Origin of the sequence: Corynebacterium sp. HMSC069E04 (genome assembly GCF_001813175.1) — a bacterium.
Lineage (GTDB): Bacteria > Actinomycetota > Actinomycetes > Mycobacteriales > Mycobacteriaceae > Corynebacterium > Corynebacterium aurimucosum.
Window position 1 is genome coordinate 1480 of the sequence record NZ_KV811687.1, and the last position, 21773, is coordinate 23252.

Sequence of the window (21773 nt, forward strand, 5' to 3'; positions counted from 1 at the left end):
CATGTCAAGTTGTCACTATAAACGGGGGTATCAACCCCAGGTTTAGACTACACGTTCGACATCAGACGCTCGGGGTCCGCGCCAAAACTACAGTACTGGCCAGGGTGATGCTCACGAGGGCTCTATTCATAACGCACGTCACCGCGCGCAATGTCCTTGCGCCCATGAACAAAGAAATAGACCACTGAGGCAACCAGCATCAAGGCTGCCAGCATCCAATACATGGCGGAGTATCCCGTCGCGGAGATGACCTGTCCCAGCAGAATCGGGCCGAAGCCGATGCCTAGGTCCAGCAGCAAGAAGAAGGTCGAGATCCCCGCACCCATTTCATGCATCGGCACCAGACGCACAGCGATAGCCTGACCCGCCGGCAGGATAGAGCCATATCCGATACCCACCAAGGCCCCCGCAGCAACAATCTGCCAATCAGCACCAGCCGAAGCCAGGACAGCCAAGCCGGCAATAAAGAAGACGAGTGAAGAGTAGATGATGATGTTGTCACCACGGCGGTCCTGCAGCCTACCCAGCACAAAGCGCAGAACGAGGCTCACCACCGCATAAGCCAAGAAGAAGTAGCTAGCGCCCTTCTCCAGCCCCGCGTGGGAGGAATAGCCATTCAGGAAGGTGATAATGCCCGTATAAGCAACACCGACCAAAAGAATGAACACGCCAAAAGGTGCCACCGCTGGGTGCACAATATTCCCCAAGGAGAAGGAGACGCTTCGATGCTCCTGCGCCGGCGCCTTGACGACGAGCCCCAGCCCCAAGGCCACCACCGTCAGCGTCAACGCCACTAGAAACACGGAGTTATAGCCGGCGTTATGGACAATCGCTAAACCTGCCGCCGGACCAAAAGCGGTGGCCAGCGTCGTCCCCAAGGCGAAGTATCCCGTTCCCTCTGCGCGACGATGGTCCGGGATAACCGATTGCGCCACAGCCATCACAGCCGTCGATGCCACCGCATAGCCGAAGCCGTGCACGATACGGACAGCAAACAATAGTGGCAGTGACTGAGCTGGGAAATACAGCGCCATCGCCACAGTGACCACGATGAGGGAGATGACCAGCGAGCGCTTCCGCCCAGCAGCATCCACAATGTAGCCCGAAAAGAGGCGAGCAATCGTCGCCCCCACCACGAAGGCGCTTGAGGCAAACCCGCCCGCTGTGTCCGAGGCCTGGAACTGCTCGACGGCATAGAGTGCCATGATGGTCACGAGTAGATAAAAGACCGTAAATTGGGCAAAATTTACCAACCACGCGAACACAAATGTCGGCGTGATAAGGGAACGGGATTCAGAGGACGTTTGAGACACCTTCTTCGACAGCGTATGGAATTAAGACTTCCACACGCTACCAAAGATCAGAGATACTTTCGAATCCCACTTTCGGAATGTGCAGCGCTTGACGACGACCCTATCCGAACAGTTTCCGCAGGTAGGACGAACCGAATTTCCACTCCGGATCCATCTTTTCGCGCAGCTCGCAGAACTCATCAAATCTTGTATAAAGTTGAGCAAAGTCCTTCCGGGACAGGGAGTTCATCTTGCCCCAGTGCGGGCGCCCACCCGCTGCCCGAAGAATGGGCTCGAGCTTCGGCATATAATCCTGCGGGTTGAGCGCACGTGGAATGTGGAAGGCAATGTACATCGATTCGCGGCCCGATGCTGTCGACAGCGCAACGTCATCCGCGGCCGTCGTGCGCAGCTCCATCGGAAAACCGATACGCCAGTCCTGTTCGTCGATGAAGCGGCGGATCTCGCGGACGGCGGCGGGGCCGTCGGCAAGCGGCACCGCATACTCCATTTCGTGGAAGCGAACCCGGCGCGGGCTGACGAACACGTCGTGAGCAGCTGAACGGTAGCGGTTATGAGAGATAACCGAGGTGGCGAACTTGTTGAGCGTCGGAATCGTCCCCGGAAGAAGACGCCCCAGAGCCAGGGCTGCGGCGAAGGCGCCGTTGCCGATGAGCTCATCGTCGATAAGCGCCTTAAGGCGTGAGCGGCGCTCCCCGTTCGGCTCTAAGCGCGTGTTGGCTTTGACCATCGCTCGGTCGGTGTGCGGGAACCAGTAGGACTCGAGGTGGTCGACGCCCCGAGAGAGCTCCTCCCAGTTATCCATCAGCTCATCGAAGGCAATGCCAGATTCTTCCGCCAGCAGGTCGAAGGCGTCCACACACTGCATTTCGACTTCAACAACCACGCCGAGCGCGCCGACGCTGACGACCACGAGGCGAAGGAGTTCTGGGTCTTCGTCGATGGAATAGCTGCGGGTGTTGCCGTCGGCGTCGATAAGCGTCAGCCCAGTGACCGTCCCCGCAAAGCCCGTGTAATTGATGCCGGTGCCGTGGGTCGAGGTCGAAATCGCGCCCGCCAGCGATTGCGGGTCCACATCACCCTGGTTAGCCAGGGCAAGCCCGAAGGGGCGCAGGAGCTTGGGCACGTCCCGCAAGCGAGTGCCTGCCAGGAAACGGACGCGCTTGCGCTGCTTATCGACGCTCACCAGACCACTCACGTGATCGAGATTGAGCATCGTCTCCTCCCCCGCCGCAATGGAAGTGAAAGAGTGACCAGCGCCCACAGCACGCACGCTGCGGGAGCGGCTAATAATTCCAGGGATCTCGTCTATGCGGGAGGGCTGTACAAACTCCTGCGGTTTCGTGGTGACCGATCCTGCCCAATTGCTAAATGTGGTTGTCATCGGAGTGTCCATCCTTGTCCTCTATAGGTATCCCATACATCAACGCCGTCTTCTCCAACGGCCACTAGGCGGTCGACGTTTTCTGTCATTTCGCCGGCCTTGGCGTGACGGAACCACACCAAGTCCTCGACATTCATATCCATGCCTCGGAGAGGCGTCTGCACCTCACCGGCACCCTCCGTGCTGGAATAGCTCAGCCCTGCCGGCCACACCGGAACCGGAACGCGATCCTTCGCGGGTGGTCCGGAGGCAATCCAGCCTCCGGAGTTGACCGTGGCCCAGCCCGGCGCGGGAACGCGGGAGACCTGGCAAACGAAGAACGCTGCTGCCTTGTGGTTGATGCCGGTGAAGTCATCAAAAATCGCCGGCGTGTAGAAACCGGAGCCAGCGGCCAGCTCGGTCAAGGTTCCTTCGGCCGCGGATTCTTGGAGACTGCCCGTGCCGCCGCCGTTGACGAATTCGATGTCCGCTATCTCCCGCGCGACCTCCACGCAAGCACGGCGCCGCGGGGCCAGGTCCGCCATGGACTTGGTGCGCAGCCAGCGCTTGACTGCCCCCACCGGCCCCGGCAGGCCATCCGCGACGGATGCCACTTGACCCTCATAGGCCATGAGTCCGACAAGCCGGTGCCCGCGCCGAAGAATCTCGCGCGCCAATGCTGAGACCTGTTCCGGCGTGCGCACGGGTGAGCGCCGCGGGCCCACAACTGCGCCCGGCAAATGAAGGGTGCAATCAATGTCAATGGCCACGCGCAGGGATCCCTCAAGCAGGTCTAAGAGCTCAGCACTATCCACCATGATGGTGATGGCCTCGCGCGCGGTGCCATCCGCTGCAAGCTCACGCAGGGCCTTGCGGTTGACGCTCGGATAAGCCACCACAATGTCGCGGAAGCCCTCTCCCACCAGATGCAGAGCCTCTGGAACGGAATAGGCGAGGATGCCACGGTAGCCCTCGTGCTCGAGGGCGCGACGAAGTGCTGCCACGCTGCGGATCGACTTCGAGGCCACGCGGATGGGTAGTCCTCCGGCGCGAGTCGGCATCTGTGCAGCGTTGTAGTCAAACGCGGCGAGGTCAATAACGCCTACGGGCGCTGGGTTTTCTCCAGATCTGACGAGCGGCTCAACGGCCGCGCGCACCTGGGCCTGTGGAGTAGTCGCGAGGATTGGCATAGCGTTATCCTAACCACGATTAATTTAGTTTGTGAGACAAATCTCGAAATATCTATAGCGCCCTCGCATATTTTTGGGACAATAGACCGCATGAAGACCTTCACTCAGACCCGTCTGCCCCATCGAGTGCTCAATTTCTTAGACACGGACCCCGCCCGCGATGTTCGCGGCACGGGTGAGCAGCACCAGGCTCACGCGCCTTTTAGCGGTGAGGATCTCTTTAGCTTCCCTGTCGCCACTGCCGGGGACGTCGAGAAAGCCGTCAACTATGCGCGCGCCGGCGTTGGCCAAGGTGACCGCGCCGCCATCCTGCTGCGCCTGCACGACCTCGTTCAGGAGAACGAGGAGCTCATCCTCGACCTCATCCAGGCAGAAAACGGCAAGTCCCGCTCCCATGCCTATGACGAGCTGATGGATCTGTATAACTGCGCGCGCTTCTACGCGGTCAATATCCGCAAAGCTTTCGGCGCTGACCGCCACCCCGGCGCGCTTCCCGTGCTGACTAAGACCCGCACCCAGCATTACCCACTGGGCGTGGTGGGGCTAATCTCTCCGTGGAACTATCCCCTGTCCCTCGGTGTTGGCGATGTTCTGGCAGCCCTCTCGGCAGGTAATGCCGTGGTGCACAAGCCGGATTCTCAGACCACGCTAACGGCGATTCTGCTGAGGCGCCTAGCCATCGAGGCGGGCCTTCCGGAGGCTGCCTGGCAGCTGGTTCCCGGCCGCGGCGCCGAGGTGGGCGATGCCCTCGTTCCCCTGGTGGATGGCCTTTCCTTTACCGGTTCCACCAAGGCTGGCAAGTCCATCGCTACCCAGGCTGCGGGGCGCCTCATCCCCACCATGCTGGAGCTGGGTGGCAAGAACCCGATGCTGGTGCTTGACGACGCCCCCCTTAAGCCCACCGCCCAAGGCGCCGTGCGCACCGCATTCTCCTCCTCCGGGCAGCTGTGTATGTCCGCCGAGCGCGCCTATGTGCACGAGAGCGTCTTCGAGGAGTTCCTCGCAGAACTCAAGAACGCGCTGGACCAGCAGGTGCTCGGCGCGGCCTTCTCCGATGCCGCCACCATCGGCTCGCTGACCTCGCAACGCCAGCTCGATGCCGTTAAAGCCCACGTGGAGGATGCCGTGTCTAAGGGCGCCACCGTGGTCTACGGCGGAAAGGCCCGGCCGGACCTTGGGCCCTACTTCTACGAGCCCACCGTGCTGACTGGTGTGACCCCAGAGATGGATCTCTATGCCACCGAAACCTTCGGCCCAGTGCTCGCGGTGTATACGGTAAGTTCCGACGCCGAAGCCATTCAGCTCGCCAACGACACGACCTACGGCCTATCCGCATCGGTGTGGTCCGGAAACTCCCGCCGCGCGTGGAAGGTGGCTTCCCAGCTGGAAGCCGGCATGGTCAACATCAATGAGGGCTTCGCAGCCGCCTATGGTTCCATCGCCGCACCCGGTGGCGGCGTCAAGGAGTCTGGCCTGAACCACCGCCACGGTATTACCGGCATGCGCCTGTGGGCCAATGAGCGCACCGTGGCCGAGCAACGCCTACACCCGCTTGCGCCCTCGGAGTACATCTCCCCGGAGCGCTTCCGTCATCTGGTGTCCACCGGCATGCAGCTGATGAAGACCTTCCGACTCTAACCTAAACAGCCATGAAGGAACTTACCCGCGATGAGCTTCTCGCTCGTCGGCTCATTGCTCAAGGCCTTGCATCATCGGCGGCGCGGCCCCTCACGTCGGCGCTAGAAGTGGCTGAACATCTCCTTGCTCTGCAGGGCCAGACCTACAATGCCGGCGTTCGTGCGCTCTCCTTGCGAGCTGAGTGTGACGAATACTTGCTGGGCTATGCCAACAAGGAATGGATTATCCCCGATGAGATCCGCAATGATGTCCTGACCAAGAACGGTCTCAGTTGGCCGTGGGTAATGGAAGGCGGACGCGGCGTGGCCAGCTTGCGTTAGCTGCAAGCGTTACGGCATTCGCAAAATGCGGCGATGAACCGTTCCAGCGGGCTCGACGTGGATAAAGACCTCAGCGCCGGGGAATAGCTCGTCGATGGCGTCCTCGATTCTGTCGGCAACAGTGTGCGAGTGCAGCACTGTCCACTGGCCGGGAACATCCATCGTGAGATACACCAAGCGGTTGCGGCCCGAAGCAACGGTACGACGCGACGTGATCTCCACGTCATGACGCTCCTCCAGTTCGTTAAGGAGGGCATCAAGCTGCGCATGCTCTTCCTTAGGCAGGGACTCCGACAACAGGGAGCTCAGTGATTCTTTGAGCAACTTGTAGCCAGTCCACAAAATATTGAGGCCCACGGCAAACGCGATGACTGGGTCGAGCCACAACCAATCCGTGAGGCTGACCGCGCCGATGCCGAGGAGGACGCCGACGGACGTCCAGACGTCGGTAAGCAGATGCTTTCCGTCCGCCTGCAAAGTGGCCGAACGATGCTGCCTGCCCGCGCGCACAAGCAGAAGGCCCACGCCCAGGTTAAGTAAGGAAGCCACGAGCGACAGAAGGAGGCCAAGCCCAGGTTGCTCCAGCGGCTGCGGATCCAGAAGTCGGCGAATGGCTGTGTAGATAATCATCGCTGCAGCGACGAAGATCATCACACCCTCGACCAGCGCGGACACATACTCGGCCTTGCCGTGACCGAACTGATGGTTCGCATCGGCCGGCTTTGCCGCAATTTTGATAGCCACAAACCCCACAACGGCGGCAACGAGGTTAACGCCGGATTCGAGGGCGTCGGAAAGGAAGCCCACAGATCCCGTCACCGCGGCAGCGATGACCTTGAGCGCAATCGTGGCCACTGCGGTGGTGATAGAGAGCTTCATAAAGCGCTCGAGCAGTAGTTGCTCTGAGCTAAGAGAAGACAACTTAAAACTCCTTCGGTTCGGGTGCGGACCGAAGGTCTCGTTCACGCCGCAGGCAATGCAAACGCTGGCTGGCCGGGCGGAAAAGCCAGTATGTCGACCAGGCATCTCGGAAAGTATCCGAGGGAACTACTCCCCTTCAGGAATATCTAACAATATAGAGGCCTTACGGCGGAAGCAAGACGCAAAAAGCCGCAGGTTGCGCACCCGCGGCTTTACTAAACATAAGGTTTAGTGCTGGCTCTCTGCGAATTCCTCAACCAACTTAGCGTTGAAGGCTGGGAGATCGTCCGGGGTACGGGAGGAAACCAGACCCTGGTCGCAGTGAACCTCTTCGTCTACCCAGGTAGCGCCGGCGTTACGCATGTCGGTCCGCAAGCTGGGGAAAGAAGTAAGGGTACGGCCCTTGAGCACATCGGCATCGGTCAGGATCCAAGCACCGTGGCAAATAACGCCCAGCGGGAGATCCTGGGTGACGTGATTGCGCACAATTTCTACAGCGGACTTGTCCAGACGGAGCATATCCGCATTACCGGTACCACCTGGCAAAATGATGCCGTCGAATGGAGAAGCCAGCCTAACGCGATGTTGACGAGTTCGCTACCCCCGGAGAGAACTCGCCTACCACGTCGCTGCCCTCGATCGCTTTCGAGTTGGGTGCGCGAGTAGCATGTCGACCGCCCCATCATCACCAAGCAGTTCCTAGCGACTCCTTAGGGACATCCTTACGCTGATTCCCCAGATAGGCGTAAGCAGCGGCTATCAGAGCCTGCGTCGCCGTGGTGAGCGTCGGCTGCAGCTCCGGCGCAAAGCGCGGATTGTGGTTAGGAATTGATGCGCCATCGGTACGCCCGCCAAAGCCCCAGAAACAATAGGGAGCGCCGAAGGCATCGGGGATGCGAGAGAAATCCTCCGAGGCGGTCCACGGCTCCATGTCGAGGACGTTGTCGCTCCCCAAGCCGTCGATAAGCTGCGCGCGCACCTTTTTGGTCACGTCTTCATCGTTGACGGTAAGGGGGTAATTATCACTCTGCACAAACTCTGGCTCGCGCGGGGACATCGCTGCCCGGCACTCTGCCTTAACAATGCGGTGAATTGCCTCTACGATTTGAGCCCTGACGTCCTCGTCATAGGCACGGATGTTGATGCGCAGGGTCGCCGAGTCCGGGATGATGTTTGCCTTCGAACCCGCCTGCAGGGCGCCAACAGTCAACACGGCGAAGTGGTGGGGGTCGACCTCACGGGAGACAACTGTCTGCAGCCGCAGAACGATGGAGCTGGCCAGCACCACCGGATCGACGCTGAGGTGCGGCATCGAGCCGTGAGAACCGTGGCCATAGACCGTGACGGTGAGTGAGGTCGCTGTAGACAAGACCGGGCCGGGCGCAATCAGCACGCTACCGGCGGGAGCATTCTTATCGATGAAGATGTGCTGACCAAAGGCTACATCGGGCGTGGGGACTCTATCGGTGAGGCCCGCATCCACCATGGACTGCGCGCCCTCAGCGGTCTCCTCGCCCGGCTGGAATAGAGCGACGAATGTACCGGACCACGCATCGGTTGCTTTCGCCAGCGCTTCCGTGGCACCCAACAAGGCGCTCACGTGAGCATCGTGGCCACAAGCATGCATTGCCTCGCCCGAAGCGGAGTAGTCCAGGCCGGTGTCCTCTGTGATGGGCAAGCCGTCGAAATCGGCACGCTCTAGGACAGTCGAACCTACGCCGTTGCGGAGGATGCCGACGACTCCCCCGCCGAATTCCAGCACCTCGACTCCTGGAAATTCCCGGAGCTTATCCGCGATAACACCGCGGGTGCGCTCCTCCTCCATGCTGAGCTCAGGATGCTGGTGCAGATCCTTGTACAGGGCCTCTTGCCACTGCGTGGCCTCTGCTGCGCGGTCTAGGATGTGGGCGATACTCATGCCCACAGCCTACGCGGAGTGGTGGCTAACTAGCCGCCGATCTTGAAATCGCAGACGTCGCCGTCCTGCATGATGTATTCCTTGCCTTCTTGGCGCACCTTGCCGGCGTTGCGGGCCTCTGCCATAGAGCCAGCGGCGTCTAGGTCATCGAAGGAGACGATTTCGGCCTTGATGAACTTCTTCTCAAAGTCGGTGTGGATAACACCCGCAGCCTGCGGAGCCGCGGAACCTTGCTTGATGGTCCACGCGCGGGCTTCCTTCGGGCCTGCGGTCAGGTAGGTCTGCAGGCCGAGGGTGGCGAAGCCGGCCTTGGCCAACGTCGCCAAGCCAGGCTCTTCCTGGCCCACCGACTCGAGCAGTTCCAGCGCCTCCGCCTCATCGAGCTCAAGGAGGTCAGTTTCGGTCTGGGCATCGAGGAAGACGCATTCCGCAGGGGCGACGAGCTGGCGCAGCTCCTCCTTCTTGGCGTCATCGGTAAGCACGGCCTCATCCGAGTTGAAGACATAAAGGAAGGGCTTCGCGGTCATGAGGTGCAGCTCGCGCAGGAGGGATAGGTCGATCTCGTCGCTCTTGGAAGCAGCGAAGAGGGTGCGGTCATCTTCCAAGATGGCCTGGGCCTTCTTGGTCTCTTCCACGGTCTCGGCCAAATCCTTGTTCTTGCGGGCTTCCTTTTCCAAGCGCGGCAAGGCCTTCTCGATGGTCTGCAGGTCCGCGAGGATGAGCTCCGTATTGATGACAGAAATGTCGTGTGCCGGGTTGACTTCACCGTCGACGTGGATGACGTTTTCATCAGCAAAGGCACGCACCACCTGGCAGATGGCATCAGCCTCACGAATGTTGGCAAGGAAGGCGTTACCCATACCTTCACCCTTGGAAGCGCCTTCCACAATGCCGGCGATATCCACGAAGGACACGGTGGCCGGGAGGATGCGCTCGGAGCTGAAGATTTCCGCAAGGCGGTTAAGGCGGGAATCGGGAAGCTCAACGAGGCCGACATTGGGCTCAATCGTGGCGAACGGGTAGTTCGCCGCCAAGATGTCAGAACGGGTCAGGGCATTAAACAAAGTGGACTTGCCCACGTTGGGCAGGCCGACGATTCCAAGTGTAAGACTCACGGGGCCAATCCTAACGCACCCCGGATCTTTTGAGGCAAGATGGTGGGGTGAGTTCTGATCAGCCATCCCCCAACGCCTCTTCCTCTGAGTTCGCCGCCGCGGAGGCAGCGCTCGGCGGGCGTTTCGATGACTCCGTCGATGCTGCTTCGCTGAAGGCTGTCTCTCCGCACCCTCCCGGCAACCAGGTGGATCGTTCTGTGGTGGTCGGCGAGGTCATCAAGTCCACATCGCTGTGGGCACTGCGCCTGACCATCATTGGGATATTCCTTTATGCCTCCTTCCGCATGCTGGGCAACTTCTGGCGCGGCATCCTGCCCGTTCTCATTGCGCTGATTATTTGCACTGTGCTTGCTCCCATTGCCGGTGCCATGCGGCGCAAGGGACTGCCGTCAGCCCTCGCTGCGGCAGTGACCATTCTGGTGTCTTTTACTGCGGTGGGCACTCTCTTTATGTTCATCGCACCGGACTTCGCGCGGCAGTCCCAGACGCTATATCTGCAGACTGTCGAAGGTATTCAACGTTTGCAGCTATGGGCACAGGGCCCTCCGCTCAACCTCGACGCGGATGAGATCGGCGGCTATATCGATGAAATCGCCCTGTGGCTACAGCGCCAAGCAGGGTCCATCGCGGGCTCGGTATTCACGGGCATTGGCACGGCGACCTCCATCGTGGTCACGCTCTTCATCATCGTGGTGCTGACGTTCTTCTTCCTTAAGGACGGCCACAACTTCCTGCCCTGGCTGCGCCAGGCCACGGGGCGCCGGACCGGCTGGCACCTCACTGAGCTGCTGACCCGCGTGTGGTCCACGTTGGGCGGTTTCGTGCGGGCACAAGCAGTGGTCTCCGCCGTTGATGCTGTCTTTATCGGCCTCGGCCTGGCACTCATCGGTGTACCTTTGGCGATGGCGCTTGCCATCATCACGTTCATCGCCGGATTCATCCCCTTTGTCGGCGCGATCGTGGCCGGCGCACTATCCGTGACCATCGCGCTGGTGTCTTTGGGGTTCACCAAGGCGCTGCTCGTGCTGGGCCTAGTACTGCTGGTCCAACAGCTCGAGGGCAACGTGCTGTCCCCGTGGCTGCAGTCGAAGGCCATGAACCTGCACCCGGTTATCGTGTTGATTTCCGTGACCGTGGGTTCCGCGCTCTTCGGCCTCATCGGTGGTTTCCTCGCCGTCCCGGCCGCAGCGACCATCGCGGTGGTCTACCGCTATTTCCAGGACATGATGATGCTCCAATCGGGCGAAAGAACTGCCGAGGACTTGGAGTTTTCGACCGTCGCTGGTTTCCTCATCGGGCGCTACACGCAGCAACAGGGTGATCACAAGCGCGAGCAGTGGCTGTCCATCCCCGACCACGCCGCACCCGAAGGCGCAGCCGAAGACGTCACCCACAACGGCACGAGCCCTCTGGACCAAAAGATCGACGCGAATGTCGACGTTGATGCGGATTTCAGTGAACGCGATGGAGGAGCACGAGCGGGAATCAAGCGCGCAATTAGCGCTCTCGAACAGATGTTGCAATCAAAGGATAAAGACTAATTCTTCATGTCCGGGACGCATGCCATGATGGCAGGCATGACGTCTTCCCTACCCATAGTGCTCCTATTCCTCGGCCTCATCATTGGGGCCGCATTGGGCTGGCTAGCCCGCGCTTATTCAGCGCAGTCCGCCCAGCCTTCAGAGGAGCATCGCGCCCTGCAAGAGTCCCAGCGCCGCCAAGCAGAGCTCGCTCCGCTGGAGAAAGCCATGGACCGTCTAGGGCTACAGCTCCAGGAAATAGAGGAAGATCGAGCGACCTCACTCGCAGCACTCAGCAGCCAGGTCCAGGCGGTAACTCGGACCTCAACACGCCTGTCTGATCGCACGGACAAGCTGGTCGGCGCGCTGCGCTCCCCCAATGTCCGCGGGCGGTGGGGCGAGGTACAACTAGAGCGCGTCGTTGAGCTCGGTGGCATGCGCAAACACGTGGACTTTGATTCCCAAGTCAGTGCCCGCATCAACGGATCGCTGGTACGCCCTGATCTGGTCATTCACTTGGCAGGAGGGCGCAGCATTGTCGTGGATGCAAAGGTGCCCCTCAGTGCCTACCTCGACGCAATGGAGACCGAGGACCCGGAGGAGCGGGCAGGCTATCTTCGCCGCCACGCGCACCTCATGCGTTCCCACGTGCAGGCACTGGCGTCGAAGGACTATATCGAGGCCTTCTCCCCCACGCCACAGTTTGTGATCCTCTTCGTCCCCGCCGATACTTTCGTCGACGCTGCCCTGTCTATCGACGCCGAATTGCTGGAATTCGCCTTCGAGCGCAACGTCGTCATCGCCACCCCAAGCACCCTCTTTGCTCTCTTGCGCACCGTCGCGGTGAGCTGGCAGCACGAGGAGATCTCCGACAAGGCCCGCGAAGTCCAGCGTTTGGGTCGCGAGCTTTATACGCGCTTGAACACTCTTAACGAGCACTACGACAAGGTAGGCCGCGGACTCGAGCGCGCGGTGGAAGCCTATAACGCAAGCTTGGCCAGTTTGGATTCTCGCGTCGGGGTTACGGCGCGGCGACTCAAGGAGCTGGATGTTCCAGCCCGCGTTGACCGCCTGCCGGTGGAGCCGCGCAGCGTCGGTTCTTGGCCGCGGCGCGCCCAGAATGAATAACGTTTTGGTCACCAACCCCGGTAAGCTTTCTGGGCGTGTCTGTAGCCAAAAATCGTCGCCGCCCTCGCCGCCGCGGGATGCCGCTTAGCCGAGCACTCCTCGTCGCGCTCGTCGTTACGCTTGTGGCCTTGGCGGTCTCCGGCGCTCTGGGCAGCGTGGGGCTGCCCTTCGCCCTGATTTTTGGACTCGGTTCGCTGGCTGTCACCTGGTTGGTGGAAACTCGCGGCCTCTACATGACGGTGATTTCCCTTCCGCTGCTGTACGCATTAGGAACCGTGGGCGGCGGGTTCATCAATTCCACCGCTGGATTGCCGGAAGGTGCCTCGCCCTTTTCCAAAACCGCGATTCTCACCACGACTTTCCCACTACTGCAGCATTTCCCGGTGCTCATCGTTACGGTTGTGGCCTGCGCGCTGCTCGCGGTTCTGCGCCTGTGGCGCAGCGATAGCCACGCGAAGAACCTTGAGGCTGAAGCTCAAGAAAAGCGCCGCGCCGAAGCTGCCTCCGATCGCCGGAGCCGCTCCGAGCGCCTGTCCGTAGCAGAACTGCTTGCCCGTGAAGCTACGAGCTCGGGCCGAGTCCGTGAGCGCGACCGCGAAGAACGCCGGCGGCTTCAAGCCGAAGAACGCGCGAAGCGCCGACAGGCTTCCCCCGAGGCGGATGAGCGGGAGGACTTCCGTCGCGCCGCCGCTGAGTCAGCAGAGAAGGCGCGGCGTGCACGGGAGCGCTCCCAGCGGTCCTCCCAGCCGCTGGAAGAAAATCTCTACGACGAGGATTAACGCGCAGTACGTGCCGGACGCAGTTCGCGTGGCAGGGAGAAAGTGATGGTCTCCGTGGACGTCGTCACCTGTTCAACATCGTTGTAGCCGCGCTCATCTAGAAACTCCAGCACTTCACGGACCAGCAGCTCAGGCACGGACGCGCCGCAGGTCACGCCTACAGTATTCACGCCTTCCAGCCAGGCCTCGTCGATCTCCGAGGCAAAGTCCACCAGGTGTGAAGTCTTAGAGCCCGCCTCCAAAGCAACCTCGACGAGGCGCTTGGAGTTCGAGGAGTTCTCGGAGCCCACAACAATCATGAGATCGCATTTCGGAGCAATGGCCTTGACCGACTCCTGGCGATTCTGCGTGGCATAACAAATGTCATCTGATGGCGGGTTCTCCAAGTGCGGGAAGCGCTCGCGCAGCTTGTTGACGATCTGGATGGTTTCATCCACCGACAAGGTGGTCTGGGACAGCCAGATGAGCTTTTCCTCATGCAGGAAATCGGGCAGCTTGTCGACGCCCTCCAAGCCATCCACCAGGTGGGTAACGTCCGGGGCCTCACCGGCGGTGCCTTCGACCTCTTCGTGCCCCTCGTGGCCGACAAGGAGGATCTGGTAGCCATCGCGCTCAAAGCGCTGGGCCTCCTTGTGGACCTTGGTCACCAGCGGGCAGGTGGCGTCGAGTGTGAGCTGCTTGCGCTCTTGTGCCTCCTTGCGCACGCTCGGCGCGATGCCGTGTGCAGAGAACACGAGATGAGCGCCTTCGGGGGCTTCGGAAGCCTCCTCCACAAAGATGACACCACGCTTAGCCAGGGATTCAACAACGAACCGGTTGTGCACAATCTGCTTGCGCACGTAGATCGGGGCGCCGTATTTCTCCAACGCCTTTTCCACTGTCTCAACAGCACGGTCCACGCCGGCACAGTAGCCGCGGGGAGCCGCCAGGAGCACCTTCTTTGCAGTTTCAGTCATGGCACCCACAGTATCGAAAGTCGCGCACATACTGTAGTTCCCGCCCATCCGGCTTGACCGGTGACACCGGATGTCCGGCGCGCCTCCTAGACTGAGCCATACACTGTTCGGAATAGACCCCAACGAGAAGACCGCTCAAGAGAAAGGACTGCGCGTGAACCAACCGGCCAATTCCGCGGAGACACCGTGGCCCGTCGGCAAGGTCAATGACCAAGTCAAAGGCTGGATCGAGCGTCTCGGCTTCCTCTGGGTGGAGGGGCAAATTACCCAGTTGAACATGAAGCCGACGTGGAAGCTCTCCTATATCACGTTGCGTGATGTCGAGCAGGAAAAGTCTGTTCAGTTGACATGCAACACCTCGCTCATCCGCAATGCTCCCTCACCGCTCAAAGATGGCGATCGCGTCGTGGTGTACGGCAAGCCTGCCTTCTACGCTGGGCGCGGAAGCTTTTCCCTGTGGGTGACCGAAATCCGCCACGTCGGCATCGGAGATCTCCTCGCTCGGGTGGAAATGTTGCGGCAGAAGCTGCGCCAGGAAGGCCTGTGTGATCCCTCGCGCAAGTTGCCGCTTCCCTACCTGCCCAAGAAAATCGGCCTCATCACTGGCCGCGGCTCCCATGCCGAGCGCGATGTCCTGTCTGTGGCACAGGACCGCTGGCCGGCGGTCCAGTTCAACGTCATCAATACTGCAGTACAGGGAGCCACGGCTGTTACCCAGGTGATTGACGCTCTGCGGACCCTCGACGCGGACCCAAACGTAGATGTCATCATCATTGCTCGCGGCGGCGGTTCAGTGGAGGACCTCCTCCCCTTCTCCGAGGAGGCACTGCAACGCGCCGTGGCGGAGGCCCGCACCCCTGTCGTTTCCGCCATCGGCCACGAGCCGGATCACCCGGTGCTTGATGATGTCGCCGATCTACGCGCCGCTACCCCCACCGATGCGGCCAAGCGTGTCGTACCCTCCGCCGCCGAGGAATACGCGCTGATCTCCGAAGCACGCTCGCGCATGGCGGCAGCGCTGCGCGGCTGGGTGGACCGAGAGCGCCGCGGACTCGAAAACATCCGCTCCCGCCCGGTTCTTGCAGATCCGATGGTGCCTATCAACGCACGCCGCGAGGAGCTGGAGCGAAATCTCGCGCTGATCCGCCGGGTGATGAGCCATCATCTGGACCGCGAAACCAACCAGGTAGCCTCATTGCGTGCTCGGGTCTCCGCCTTAGGCCCCTCGGCCACCCTCGAACGCGGCTATGCCATCGTGCAAGTCCTTCCGCGCGATGGCAGAGGTCCGGAGGTCGTCACGAGCTACACGCAATCACCACCGGGTTCGCAGCTGCGTATACGTGTGGGCGATGGCTCGATCACCGCTGCTGCAATGGCTTCTCAGGCCGCAGATTAAACAGAACAGTTAATAGTTAAGACGGAACATACAAGAGAAAGAAGATACTTCACCTCATGACTGACACGATTGGCGCCGGCCAGCCCGGCCAGGACGCGTTCCCGCCGGTGGAAGAGCTGAGCTATGAACAGGCTCGTGATGAGCTCATTGAAACAGTGAAAATCCTCGAGCTAGGACAGATGGGATTGGATGAATCCCTCAAGTACTGGGAGCGCGGCGAGGCCCTAGCTAAGGCCTGTGAGGCGCACCTCGACGGTGCCTCGAAGCGCGTAGAGGAGGCCCTCCGAAAGAACGCAGAGGGCACCGATAGTGCAGCTCACAACGAAGAAGCAGGAGAAGACTAAATGAAGATTTACGGCTACCCGGGAGATCGCGTGGACTTCGTCTCCAAGTCAGGCGGAGCAGGGTCCATGGTCTTCGGTGATTCGCGCCAGCTCGCTGAAGAGTTCTTCGGCCCCCCGCACACCGCGAATGGCGAAGAGATCGGCTACTTCTCCGGCTCCATTGTTCTGCGCTTTAGTGAGAATAAGCTCAGCGAGATTGCCCTCTTCCCCGGCAAGTCCCTCCATGAGAAGGTAGATGTATACCTCGGCAAGACGCGTTTGAGCGGCCTCGAGCCAGAGTCCCTCACCAGCGCCGCTGGAGATTCGGTCGAGGTGGAATGGGACGGAACCACACTGCAGAGCGTAACCTTCCGTTAATCAGCGGAACCTAGTCGCTGATGACGCTTCCATCCTCAGCGATCTGGAGTGGCTCGGCCTCAGTAAATGCGGTCAGGGCCGCTTCATAGTCGGCATCGGAGGCAGAGCCGGTGAGGACGAGGCGGGCATCCCCCAAGTCGGTAATCCACAGCGGGCGCACGTCTTTGTCATCGCTACTGAGAATTTCCACGTCCTGGCCCGCTACCTCGCGCCGCTCGGAGTTGGCACGATAATTGGAGTCATAAGCCCCGGGGACATCGCCAAGCGCCAGCTGCGTCTGCACTGACTCAACATAGCCATCGTTAGTGGTCAGCCAGCTCACCACAGCACCAGATTCGCCACCCATCTGCTTGCGCCGCGCGGCTGTGGGCTGCCAGCCCTCCGGCATATCCGGCTCCCTAATGACAGCCCCGCTGCCGCGCGCTTCCATCTCCAAGAAGGTAGCGGCATCCACGTTCTGCACGGGCCCCGACTTTTCGGGGTTGATTGAGCACAGTCCCGTTGCCCCAACCGCGAGGAACATCATGATGAGGATGACGCCCACCGTCAGGGTGATATCGCGCGCGTCCTCAAAAATCTTTGGTTTATCTTCAGATGCCACTCGCCTAGTATGTCACGCCTGCTCCACCACATGCGACAGCGGCCTCCTACCTGCCCTTTTTGGCAGCAATCACCCCCTCATCCCACTTCTGGGGGAGGCATTCGGGCTTGAAACCGGAAGAAAAGTGGAAGAATGGAATATGTATTCCGGGTTGTCCCCCACCCCGGGCCGAGCCACCTGAAAAGAAAGGGACTAATCAAACATGTCTGACAACACGTCTTATATCCCCGACCGCAACCTAGCCATGGAGCTGGTGCGTGTCACCGAGGCGGCAGCACTCGCCTCGGGTCGCTGGGTTGGCCGTGGACAGAAGAATGAAGGTGACGGCGCCGCGGTGGATGCTATGCGCAAGCTCATCAACTCCGTCGAGATGAACGGTGTCGTCGTCATTGGCGAAGGCGAGAAGGATGAAGCCCCGATGCTGTTTAACGGCGAGAAGGTCGGCACCGGCCAGGGCGCCGAGATGGACATCGCCGTCGACCCGGTTGACGGCACCCGCCTGATGGCTGAAGGCCGCCCGAACGCTATTTCTGTCATCGCCGCTGCCGAGCGCGGCACGATGTACGACCCGTCCGCGGTCTTCTACATGAAGAAGATCGCTGTCGGCCCCGAGGCAGTCGGCGCCATCGACCTCAATGAGTCGGTGGAGTGGAACGTGAAATCCGTGGCCAAGGCCAAGGGCATCAAGCCAGCTGACCTGACCGTCGTCGTTCTCGACCGCCCGCGCCACGATGACCTTATCCGGGAGATCCGTGAAGCCGGTGCCAAGGTTCGCCTCATCATGGACGGTGACGTCGCCGGCGCCATCGCCACCTGCCAGGACAGCAACTCCATCGACCTCATGATGGGCATTGGCGGCACCCCGGAGGGCATCATCACCGCCTGCGCTATGAAGTGCATGGGCGGAGAAATTCAGGGCAAGCTATGGCCCAAGGATGAGGAGGAAGCCGAGAAGGCTCGCAAGGCTGGCCACGACCTCGACCGCGTCCTCACCACCAACGATCTGGTCTCCTCCGAAAACTGCTACTTCGCCGCTACCGGTGTGACCAATGGCGATATGCTCCGCGGTGTCTCTTACCGCCCGAACGGTGCCACCACCCGCTCTCTGGTCATGCGCTCCAAGTCCGGCACCATCCGCTACGTCGACTCCATCCATAAGCTGGCTAAGCTGCAGGAATACTCCGTGGTCGACTACACCAACCCCCACGATAAGGAAAGCTAGTTCACTTTCCTAGGAAGAGTGCTACGGTGGCCATGAATGCCGTGCCACGGCACACATAAAGAACCCAATAAAACTCATTTCACAGAAAAGGTGAATCCATGACTGAATACCGCATTGAACACGACACCATGGGCGAGGTAAAGGTTCCGGCAAACGCCCTGTGGCGTGCCCAGACCCAGCGCGCCGTGGAGAACTTCCCAATCTCCGGCCGTGGTCTCGAAGATGCGCAGATTCGCGCTCTCGGCCTCCTGAAGGCTGCCTGTGCTCAGGTGAACAAGGACTCCGGCAAGCTGGACGCGGAGAAGGCTGACGCCATCATCGCCGCCGCCACCGAGATTGCAGAGGGCAAGCACAACGATGCTTTCCCGATTGACGTCTTCCAGACCGGCTCCGGCACCTCCTCCAACATGAACACCAACGAGGTCATCGCCTCCATCGCCCACAAGAACGGCGTGGAGATTCACCCGAATGACCACGTGAACATGGGTCAGTCCTCCAACGACACCTTCCCCACTGCAACCCACGTTGCGGCAACGGAGGCTGCAGTAAATGACCTCATCCCGGGCCTCAAGGTCCTGCACAATTCCCTGCTGGCCAAGGCCAAGGAATTCGCTGATGTAGTTAAGTCCGGCCGTACCCACCTAATGGACGCCACCCCGATCACCCTGGGCCAGGAATTCGGCGGCTACGCTCGCCAGATCGAGCTCGGCATCGAGCGCGTTGAGGCCACCCTGCCGCGCTTGGGTGAGCTGGCTATCGGCGGCACCGCTACCGGTACCGGCCTGAACACCGACGCTGAGTTTGGCGGCAAGGTCACCGAGGAGCTCAAGAAGCTCACCGACATTGACCAGCTCTCCGAGGCCAAGAACCACTTCGAGGCCCAGGCTGCCCGCGACGCCCTCGTCGAGTTCTCCGGCGCCATGCGCACCGTTGCTATCTCCCTCAACAAGATTGCCAACGACATTCGTATGATGGGCTCCGGCCCACTCACCGGCCTTGCGGAGATCCACCTCCCGGATCTGCAGCCGGGCTCCTCCATCATGCCGGGTAAGGTCAACCCGGTTCTGAGCGAGGCCGCCACCATGGTGGTCAGCCAGGTCATCGGCAACGACGCCGCTGTTGCTTTCGGCGGCTCCAACGGCCACTTCGAGCTCAACGTCTACATCCCGATGATGGCCCGCAACGTTCTCGAGTCCTCCCGCCTGCTGGCTAATGTTTCCCGCGTCTTCGCTGAGAAGTGCGTTGACGGCATCGAGGCCAACGAGGAGCGCATGAAGAAGTTTGCGGAGTCCTCCACCTCCATCGTCACCCCGCTGAACTCCAAGATCGGCTACGAGAACGCCGCTAAGGCAGCTAAGCACGCACTGAACGAGAAGATCACTGTCCGCGAAGCCGTCATCGACCTCGGCTTCGTCGACGGCGAGAACCTCACCGAAGAGGAACTCGATGAGCGCCTCAACGTTCTCACCATGACCAACCGCGACCGCGATAACTTCTAAATTCGCTTTCGCCCACGCCGCCGCCCTTCGCACCACCTCCTTGAGGTGGCACGCAGGGCGGTTTCGCTGTTTTCTCATCCGCCCTGCGGGGCCAACAACAAGGTCGGGGCAGCAACTGCCCGATCTGCCAAAACCACCGCTCATGCCTCAAGATCTGGCAATAACTTCGTCAACTAGGGCAGTTTTGGGCTTGAGAGTTCCTTTCCAAGCCATAACTTCGCGCCCTTCGCGCTCACGGCGAGCCTTAATCAGCCACAGCGCATGCTGCTGGTGAGCTCGAAGGGTAGGGTTGCTACCATCTGCTCCCCCCTTCCTGTGCGCTGCGCCATAAAGAGCTCCCCGCCCTCACGAGAATCACCATCATTGCACTTGGTGCAAACTTACACCGGGTGTAGGATTGCACTCCGTGCAAGAAGAACTGTCATTACGCGAGCAAAAACGCCTGAAAACTCGCCTGCGCATAGAGGATGCTGCCACCCTCTTGGTAGACGAGCATGGCTTTGCCTCCGTCACGGTGGAGGAGATTTGTGAGAAGGCCGGAATTTCCCGGCGCACCTTCTTTAACTATTTCGATTCCAAGGACTCAGCCGTCTTGGGCAACCCCAGCCAAGAGTTCTCCCAGGAGCAAAAGAGTTACCTGCTCGAAACTCCTACGGAGAACCTCTTTAAGCTGGCCGTAGGTCTCATCAAGGAACACCTCAATGGGCAGCACGCCAATAAGGAAATTGCTGAACGACGCCGCCGTATCTCCCGCGATGCGGACGCAGCGGCGGCGTCCTTAAGCAGAAAGCGTGCCAAGTCTAACGAAGTACTTGAGCTTCTCACCCAGCGGCTAGAGAAGGAGCCAGCGTTAAAGACCATGCCGGATGTCTCCCCGCACACGGAGGCACTACTCATTGCTGTCACCATCCGTGAGGCTTTTTGGTTGGCCACCACCTCGCCAGACTTCAGCTGTGATATCCCCTTTGAGCAGCGCTTTGACTCCGCACTCGCACTCATCAACAACTATTCGAAAGGACTGTCATGGTAGCTACCGCGAAACCGCCAGTGGCCAACACTGACAATGGCAAGCCGGAAAACAACCTTGCCCTCGTCTTCTCTGCCCTCGTGCTCACCATGTTGATGAGCTCCCTGGGGCAGATGATCTTCGCGTCCGCTCTTCCCACCATCGTCGGCGAGCTCGGCGGTGTCGACCACATGAGCTGGGTTATTTCCGCCTTCCTGGTCACCATGACCATTGCTATGCCTATCTCCGGCAAGCTCGGTGACATGATGGGCCGCAAGTGGCTCTACATCGGCGGTATTGCCACCTTCGTCATCGGGTCCGCCGTGGGTGGCTTCGCCAATTCGATGAATCTGCTCATTATTGGCCGTGCCATTCAGGGCTTCGGCGCTGGATTCATGATGATCTCCTCCCAGTCCATCATCGCGGAGGTCACCACGGCACGTGAGCGCGGTAAGTTCATGGGCATCATGGGCGGCGTTTTCGGCCTGTCCTCCGTCCTCGGCCCAGTCCTTGGCGGCTGGTTCACTGATGGACCTGGCTGGCGCTGGGGTCTGTGGATGAATATTCCCCTTGGTCTGCTCGCCATGACCGTGTGCGTGCTCGTTCTGCACCTGCGCGTCGGCGATACTGATCTGCGTAAGTTTGATGCCTTGGGAGCCACCTTCATCGCTATCACTACCGCCTCGCTCATCCTCATGACCACCTGGGGCGGCACTCAGTATGAGTGGTCGGATCCCGTCATTCTTACCTTGGCCGTCATCGTTGTGATTGGTGCTGTTATCACGGTCTTCGTCGAGAAGCGGGCCGAGGAGCCCCTGATCCCAGTGCTGCTGTTTAAGAACCGCAACATGGTTCTCACGACGGCCGCCGGCATGGTGCTGGGCCTGGCTATGTTCGGTGTGCTGGGCTACATGCCGACCTACCTGCAGATGGTGCACACCCTCACACCTACCAAGGCGGGTCTCATGATGATCCCGATGATGCTCGGCATGATCGGTACTTCCACCACCATTGGGTTCGTCATCGCGCGCACGGGCCACTACAAGCGCTACCCCATCATTGGCCTCGCCATTACGGCAGGCGCTCTGTTCTGGATGTCGAAGCTGACTGTGGAGACCTCTCTGACTCAACTTGGCGCTGAGTTCCTCGTCTTCGGCATGAAGCGTCCTGGGTTTAGTTCCGCTTCT

General features: G+C 60.4%; 20 protein-coding genes and 1 pseudogene. 12 read left to right on the plus strand and 9 right to left on the minus strand.

What is annotated here, in order from left to right; translation table 11 throughout:
- Positions 1-122: 122 nt before the first annotated feature.
- The 3 genes from HMPREF2896_RS08295 to HMPREF2896_RS08305 all read right to left on the minus strand — a co-directional run bounded on the left by HMPREF2896_RS08295 (position 123) and on the right by HMPREF2896_RS08305 (position 3866).
- Positions 123-1313: an MFS transporter gene (locus HMPREF2896_RS08295; protein WP_070447004.1), complete on the minus strand. Its 1191-nt coding sequence runs from the start codon at positions 1311-1313 to the stop codon at positions 123-125.
- 100 nt (positions 1314-1413) lie between these two features.
- Positions 1414-2697, minus strand: coding sequence for a D-arabinono-1,4-lactone oxidase (locus tag HMPREF2896_RS08300; protein WP_070719087.1), 1284 nt, complete (start codon positions 2695-2697; stop codon positions 1414-1416).
- A complete protein-coding gene (locus HMPREF2896_RS08305) occupies positions 2694-3866 on the minus strand; it encodes an alanine racemase (RefSeq protein ID WP_070719090.1) in 1173 nt (390 codons plus the stop codon). Before HMPREF2896_RS08305 ends, HMPREF2896_RS08300 begins: the two co-directional genes overlap by 4 nt.
- Positions 3867-3956: 90 nt before the next feature.
- On the opposite strand from HMPREF2896_RS08305, the gene HMPREF2896_RS08310 reads away from it, so the two are divergent.
- The gene (locus HMPREF2896_RS08310; RefSeq protein ID WP_070719092.1) at positions 3957-5504 is read left to right on the plus strand and encodes a succinic semialdehyde dehydrogenase; all 1548 of its coding nucleotides are present in this window, start codon (positions 3957-3959) and stop codon (positions 5502-5504) included.
- Positions 5505-5515: 11 nt separating this feature from the next.
- Positions 5516-5824 (plus strand): hypothetical protein, encoded by a 309-nt coding sequence (locus HMPREF2896_RS08315; RefSeq protein ID WP_070719096.1) that lies wholly within the window; start codon positions 5516-5518, stop codon positions 5822-5824.
- Positions 5825-5833: 9 nt separating this feature from the next.
- On the opposite strand, the gene HMPREF2896_RS08320 is transcribed toward HMPREF2896_RS08315, so the two are convergent.
- From HMPREF2896_RS08320 to ychF, 4 genes and pseudogenes are all read right to left on the minus strand, one after another.
- A complete protein-coding gene (locus tag HMPREF2896_RS08320; RefSeq protein WP_070447014.1) occupies positions 5834-6745 on the minus strand; it encodes a cation diffusion facilitator family transporter in 912 nt (303 codons plus the stop codon).
- Between the two features lie 228 nt (positions 6746-6973).
- Positions 6974-7306: pseudogene (locus HMPREF2896_RS08325) on the minus strand (DJ-1/PfpI family protein); the annotation flags it as partial.
- Between the two features lie 124 nt (positions 7307-7430).
- The gene (locus HMPREF2896_RS08330; protein WP_070719099.1) at positions 7431-8663 is read right to left on the minus strand and encodes an amidohydrolase; all 1233 of its coding nucleotides are present in this window, start codon (positions 8661-8663) and stop codon (positions 7431-7433) included.
- A 29-nt stretch (positions 8664-8692) separates the two neighbouring features.
- Positions 8693-9778: a redox-regulated ATPase YchF gene (gene ychF, locus HMPREF2896_RS08335; RefSeq protein WP_070646340.1), complete on the minus strand. Its 1086-nt coding sequence runs from the start codon at positions 9776-9778 to the stop codon at positions 8693-8695.
- Between the two features lie 47 nt (positions 9779-9825).
- Here ychF and HMPREF2896_RS08340 point away from each other — a divergent pair, with 47 nt between their 5' ends.
- The 3 genes from HMPREF2896_RS08340 to HMPREF2896_RS08350 are packed head-to-tail and all read left to right on the plus strand — an operon-like array spanning position 9826 to position 13205.
- Positions 9826-11319: an AI-2E family transporter gene (locus HMPREF2896_RS08340; RefSeq protein WP_070447020.1), complete on the plus strand. Its 1494-nt coding sequence runs from the start codon at positions 9826-9828 to the stop codon at positions 11317-11319.
- A gap of 6 nt (positions 11320-11325) precedes the next feature.
- The gene (locus tag HMPREF2896_RS08345; RefSeq protein ID WP_371325755.1) at positions 11326-12426 is read left to right on the plus strand and encodes a DNA recombination protein RmuC; all 1101 of its coding nucleotides are present in this window, start codon (positions 11326-11328) and stop codon (positions 12424-12426) included.
- Between the two features lie 35 nt (positions 12427-12461).
- Positions 12462-13205, plus strand: coding sequence for a DUF6542 domain-containing protein (locus tag HMPREF2896_RS08350; RefSeq protein ID WP_246824012.1), 744 nt, complete (start codon positions 12462-12464; stop codon positions 13203-13205).
- On the opposite strand, the gene HMPREF2896_RS08355 is transcribed toward HMPREF2896_RS08350, so the two are convergent.
- On the minus strand, positions 13202-14161 hold the full coding sequence (locus HMPREF2896_RS08355) for a 4-hydroxy-3-methylbut-2-enyl diphosphate reductase (protein ID WP_201828430.1): 960 nt from the start codon (positions 14159-14161) through the stop codon (positions 13202-13204). The genes HMPREF2896_RS08350 and HMPREF2896_RS08355 overlap by 4 nt on opposite strands.
- A 154-nt stretch (positions 14162-14315) precedes the next feature.
- On the opposite strand from HMPREF2896_RS08355, the gene xseA reads away from it, so the two are divergent.
- The 3 genes from xseA to HMPREF2896_RS08370 are packed head-to-tail and all read left to right on the plus strand — an operon-like array spanning position 14316 to position 16258.
- The gene (xseA, locus tag HMPREF2896_RS08360) at positions 14316-15557 is read left to right on the plus strand and encodes an exodeoxyribonuclease VII large subunit (RefSeq protein ID WP_070719105.1); all 1242 of its coding nucleotides are present in this window, start codon (positions 14316-14318) and stop codon (positions 15555-15557) included.
- Between the two features lie 56 nt (positions 15558-15613).
- Entirely contained in the window at positions 15614-15901 is a 288-nt protein-coding gene (locus HMPREF2896_RS08365) for an exodeoxyribonuclease VII small subunit (protein WP_010187330.1), read from the plus strand.
- Positions 15902-16258, plus strand: coding sequence for a hypothetical protein (locus HMPREF2896_RS08370; RefSeq protein WP_070719110.1), 357 nt, complete (start codon positions 15902-15904; stop codon positions 16256-16258).
- 10 nt (positions 16259-16268) lie between these two features.
- Here HMPREF2896_RS08370 and HMPREF2896_RS08375 read toward each other — a convergent pair whose 3' ends face one another.
- Positions 16269-16859: a DUF4245 domain-containing protein gene (locus tag HMPREF2896_RS08375; protein WP_070447031.1), complete on the minus strand. Its 591-nt coding sequence runs from the start codon at positions 16857-16859 to the stop codon at positions 16269-16271.
- A gap of 202 nt (positions 16860-17061) precedes the next feature.
- Between HMPREF2896_RS08375 and glpX the strand changes: the two genes are divergently transcribed.
- The 4 genes from glpX to HMPREF2896_RS08395 all read left to right on the plus strand — a co-directional run.
- On the plus strand, positions 17062-18081 hold the full coding sequence (glpX, locus tag HMPREF2896_RS08380; protein WP_070646322.1) for a class II fructose-bisphosphatase: 1020 nt from the start codon (positions 17062-17064) through the stop codon (positions 18079-18081).
- 98 nt (positions 18082-18179) lie between these two features.
- A complete protein-coding gene (locus HMPREF2896_RS08385; RefSeq protein WP_070710728.1) occupies positions 18180-19580 on the plus strand; it encodes a class II fumarate hydratase in 1401 nt (466 codons plus the stop codon).
- Positions 19581-19986: 406 nt separating this feature from the next.
- Positions 19987-20610 (plus strand): TetR/AcrR family transcriptional regulator, encoded by a 624-nt coding sequence (locus HMPREF2896_RS08390; protein WP_070447037.1) that lies wholly within the window; start codon positions 19987-19989, stop codon positions 20608-20610.
- Positions 20604-21773 (plus strand): MFS transporter (locus HMPREF2896_RS08395; protein WP_070719113.1); only part of this gene is annotated, 1170 nt, incomplete at its 3' end. The genes HMPREF2896_RS08390 and HMPREF2896_RS08395, both read left to right, overlap by 7 nt.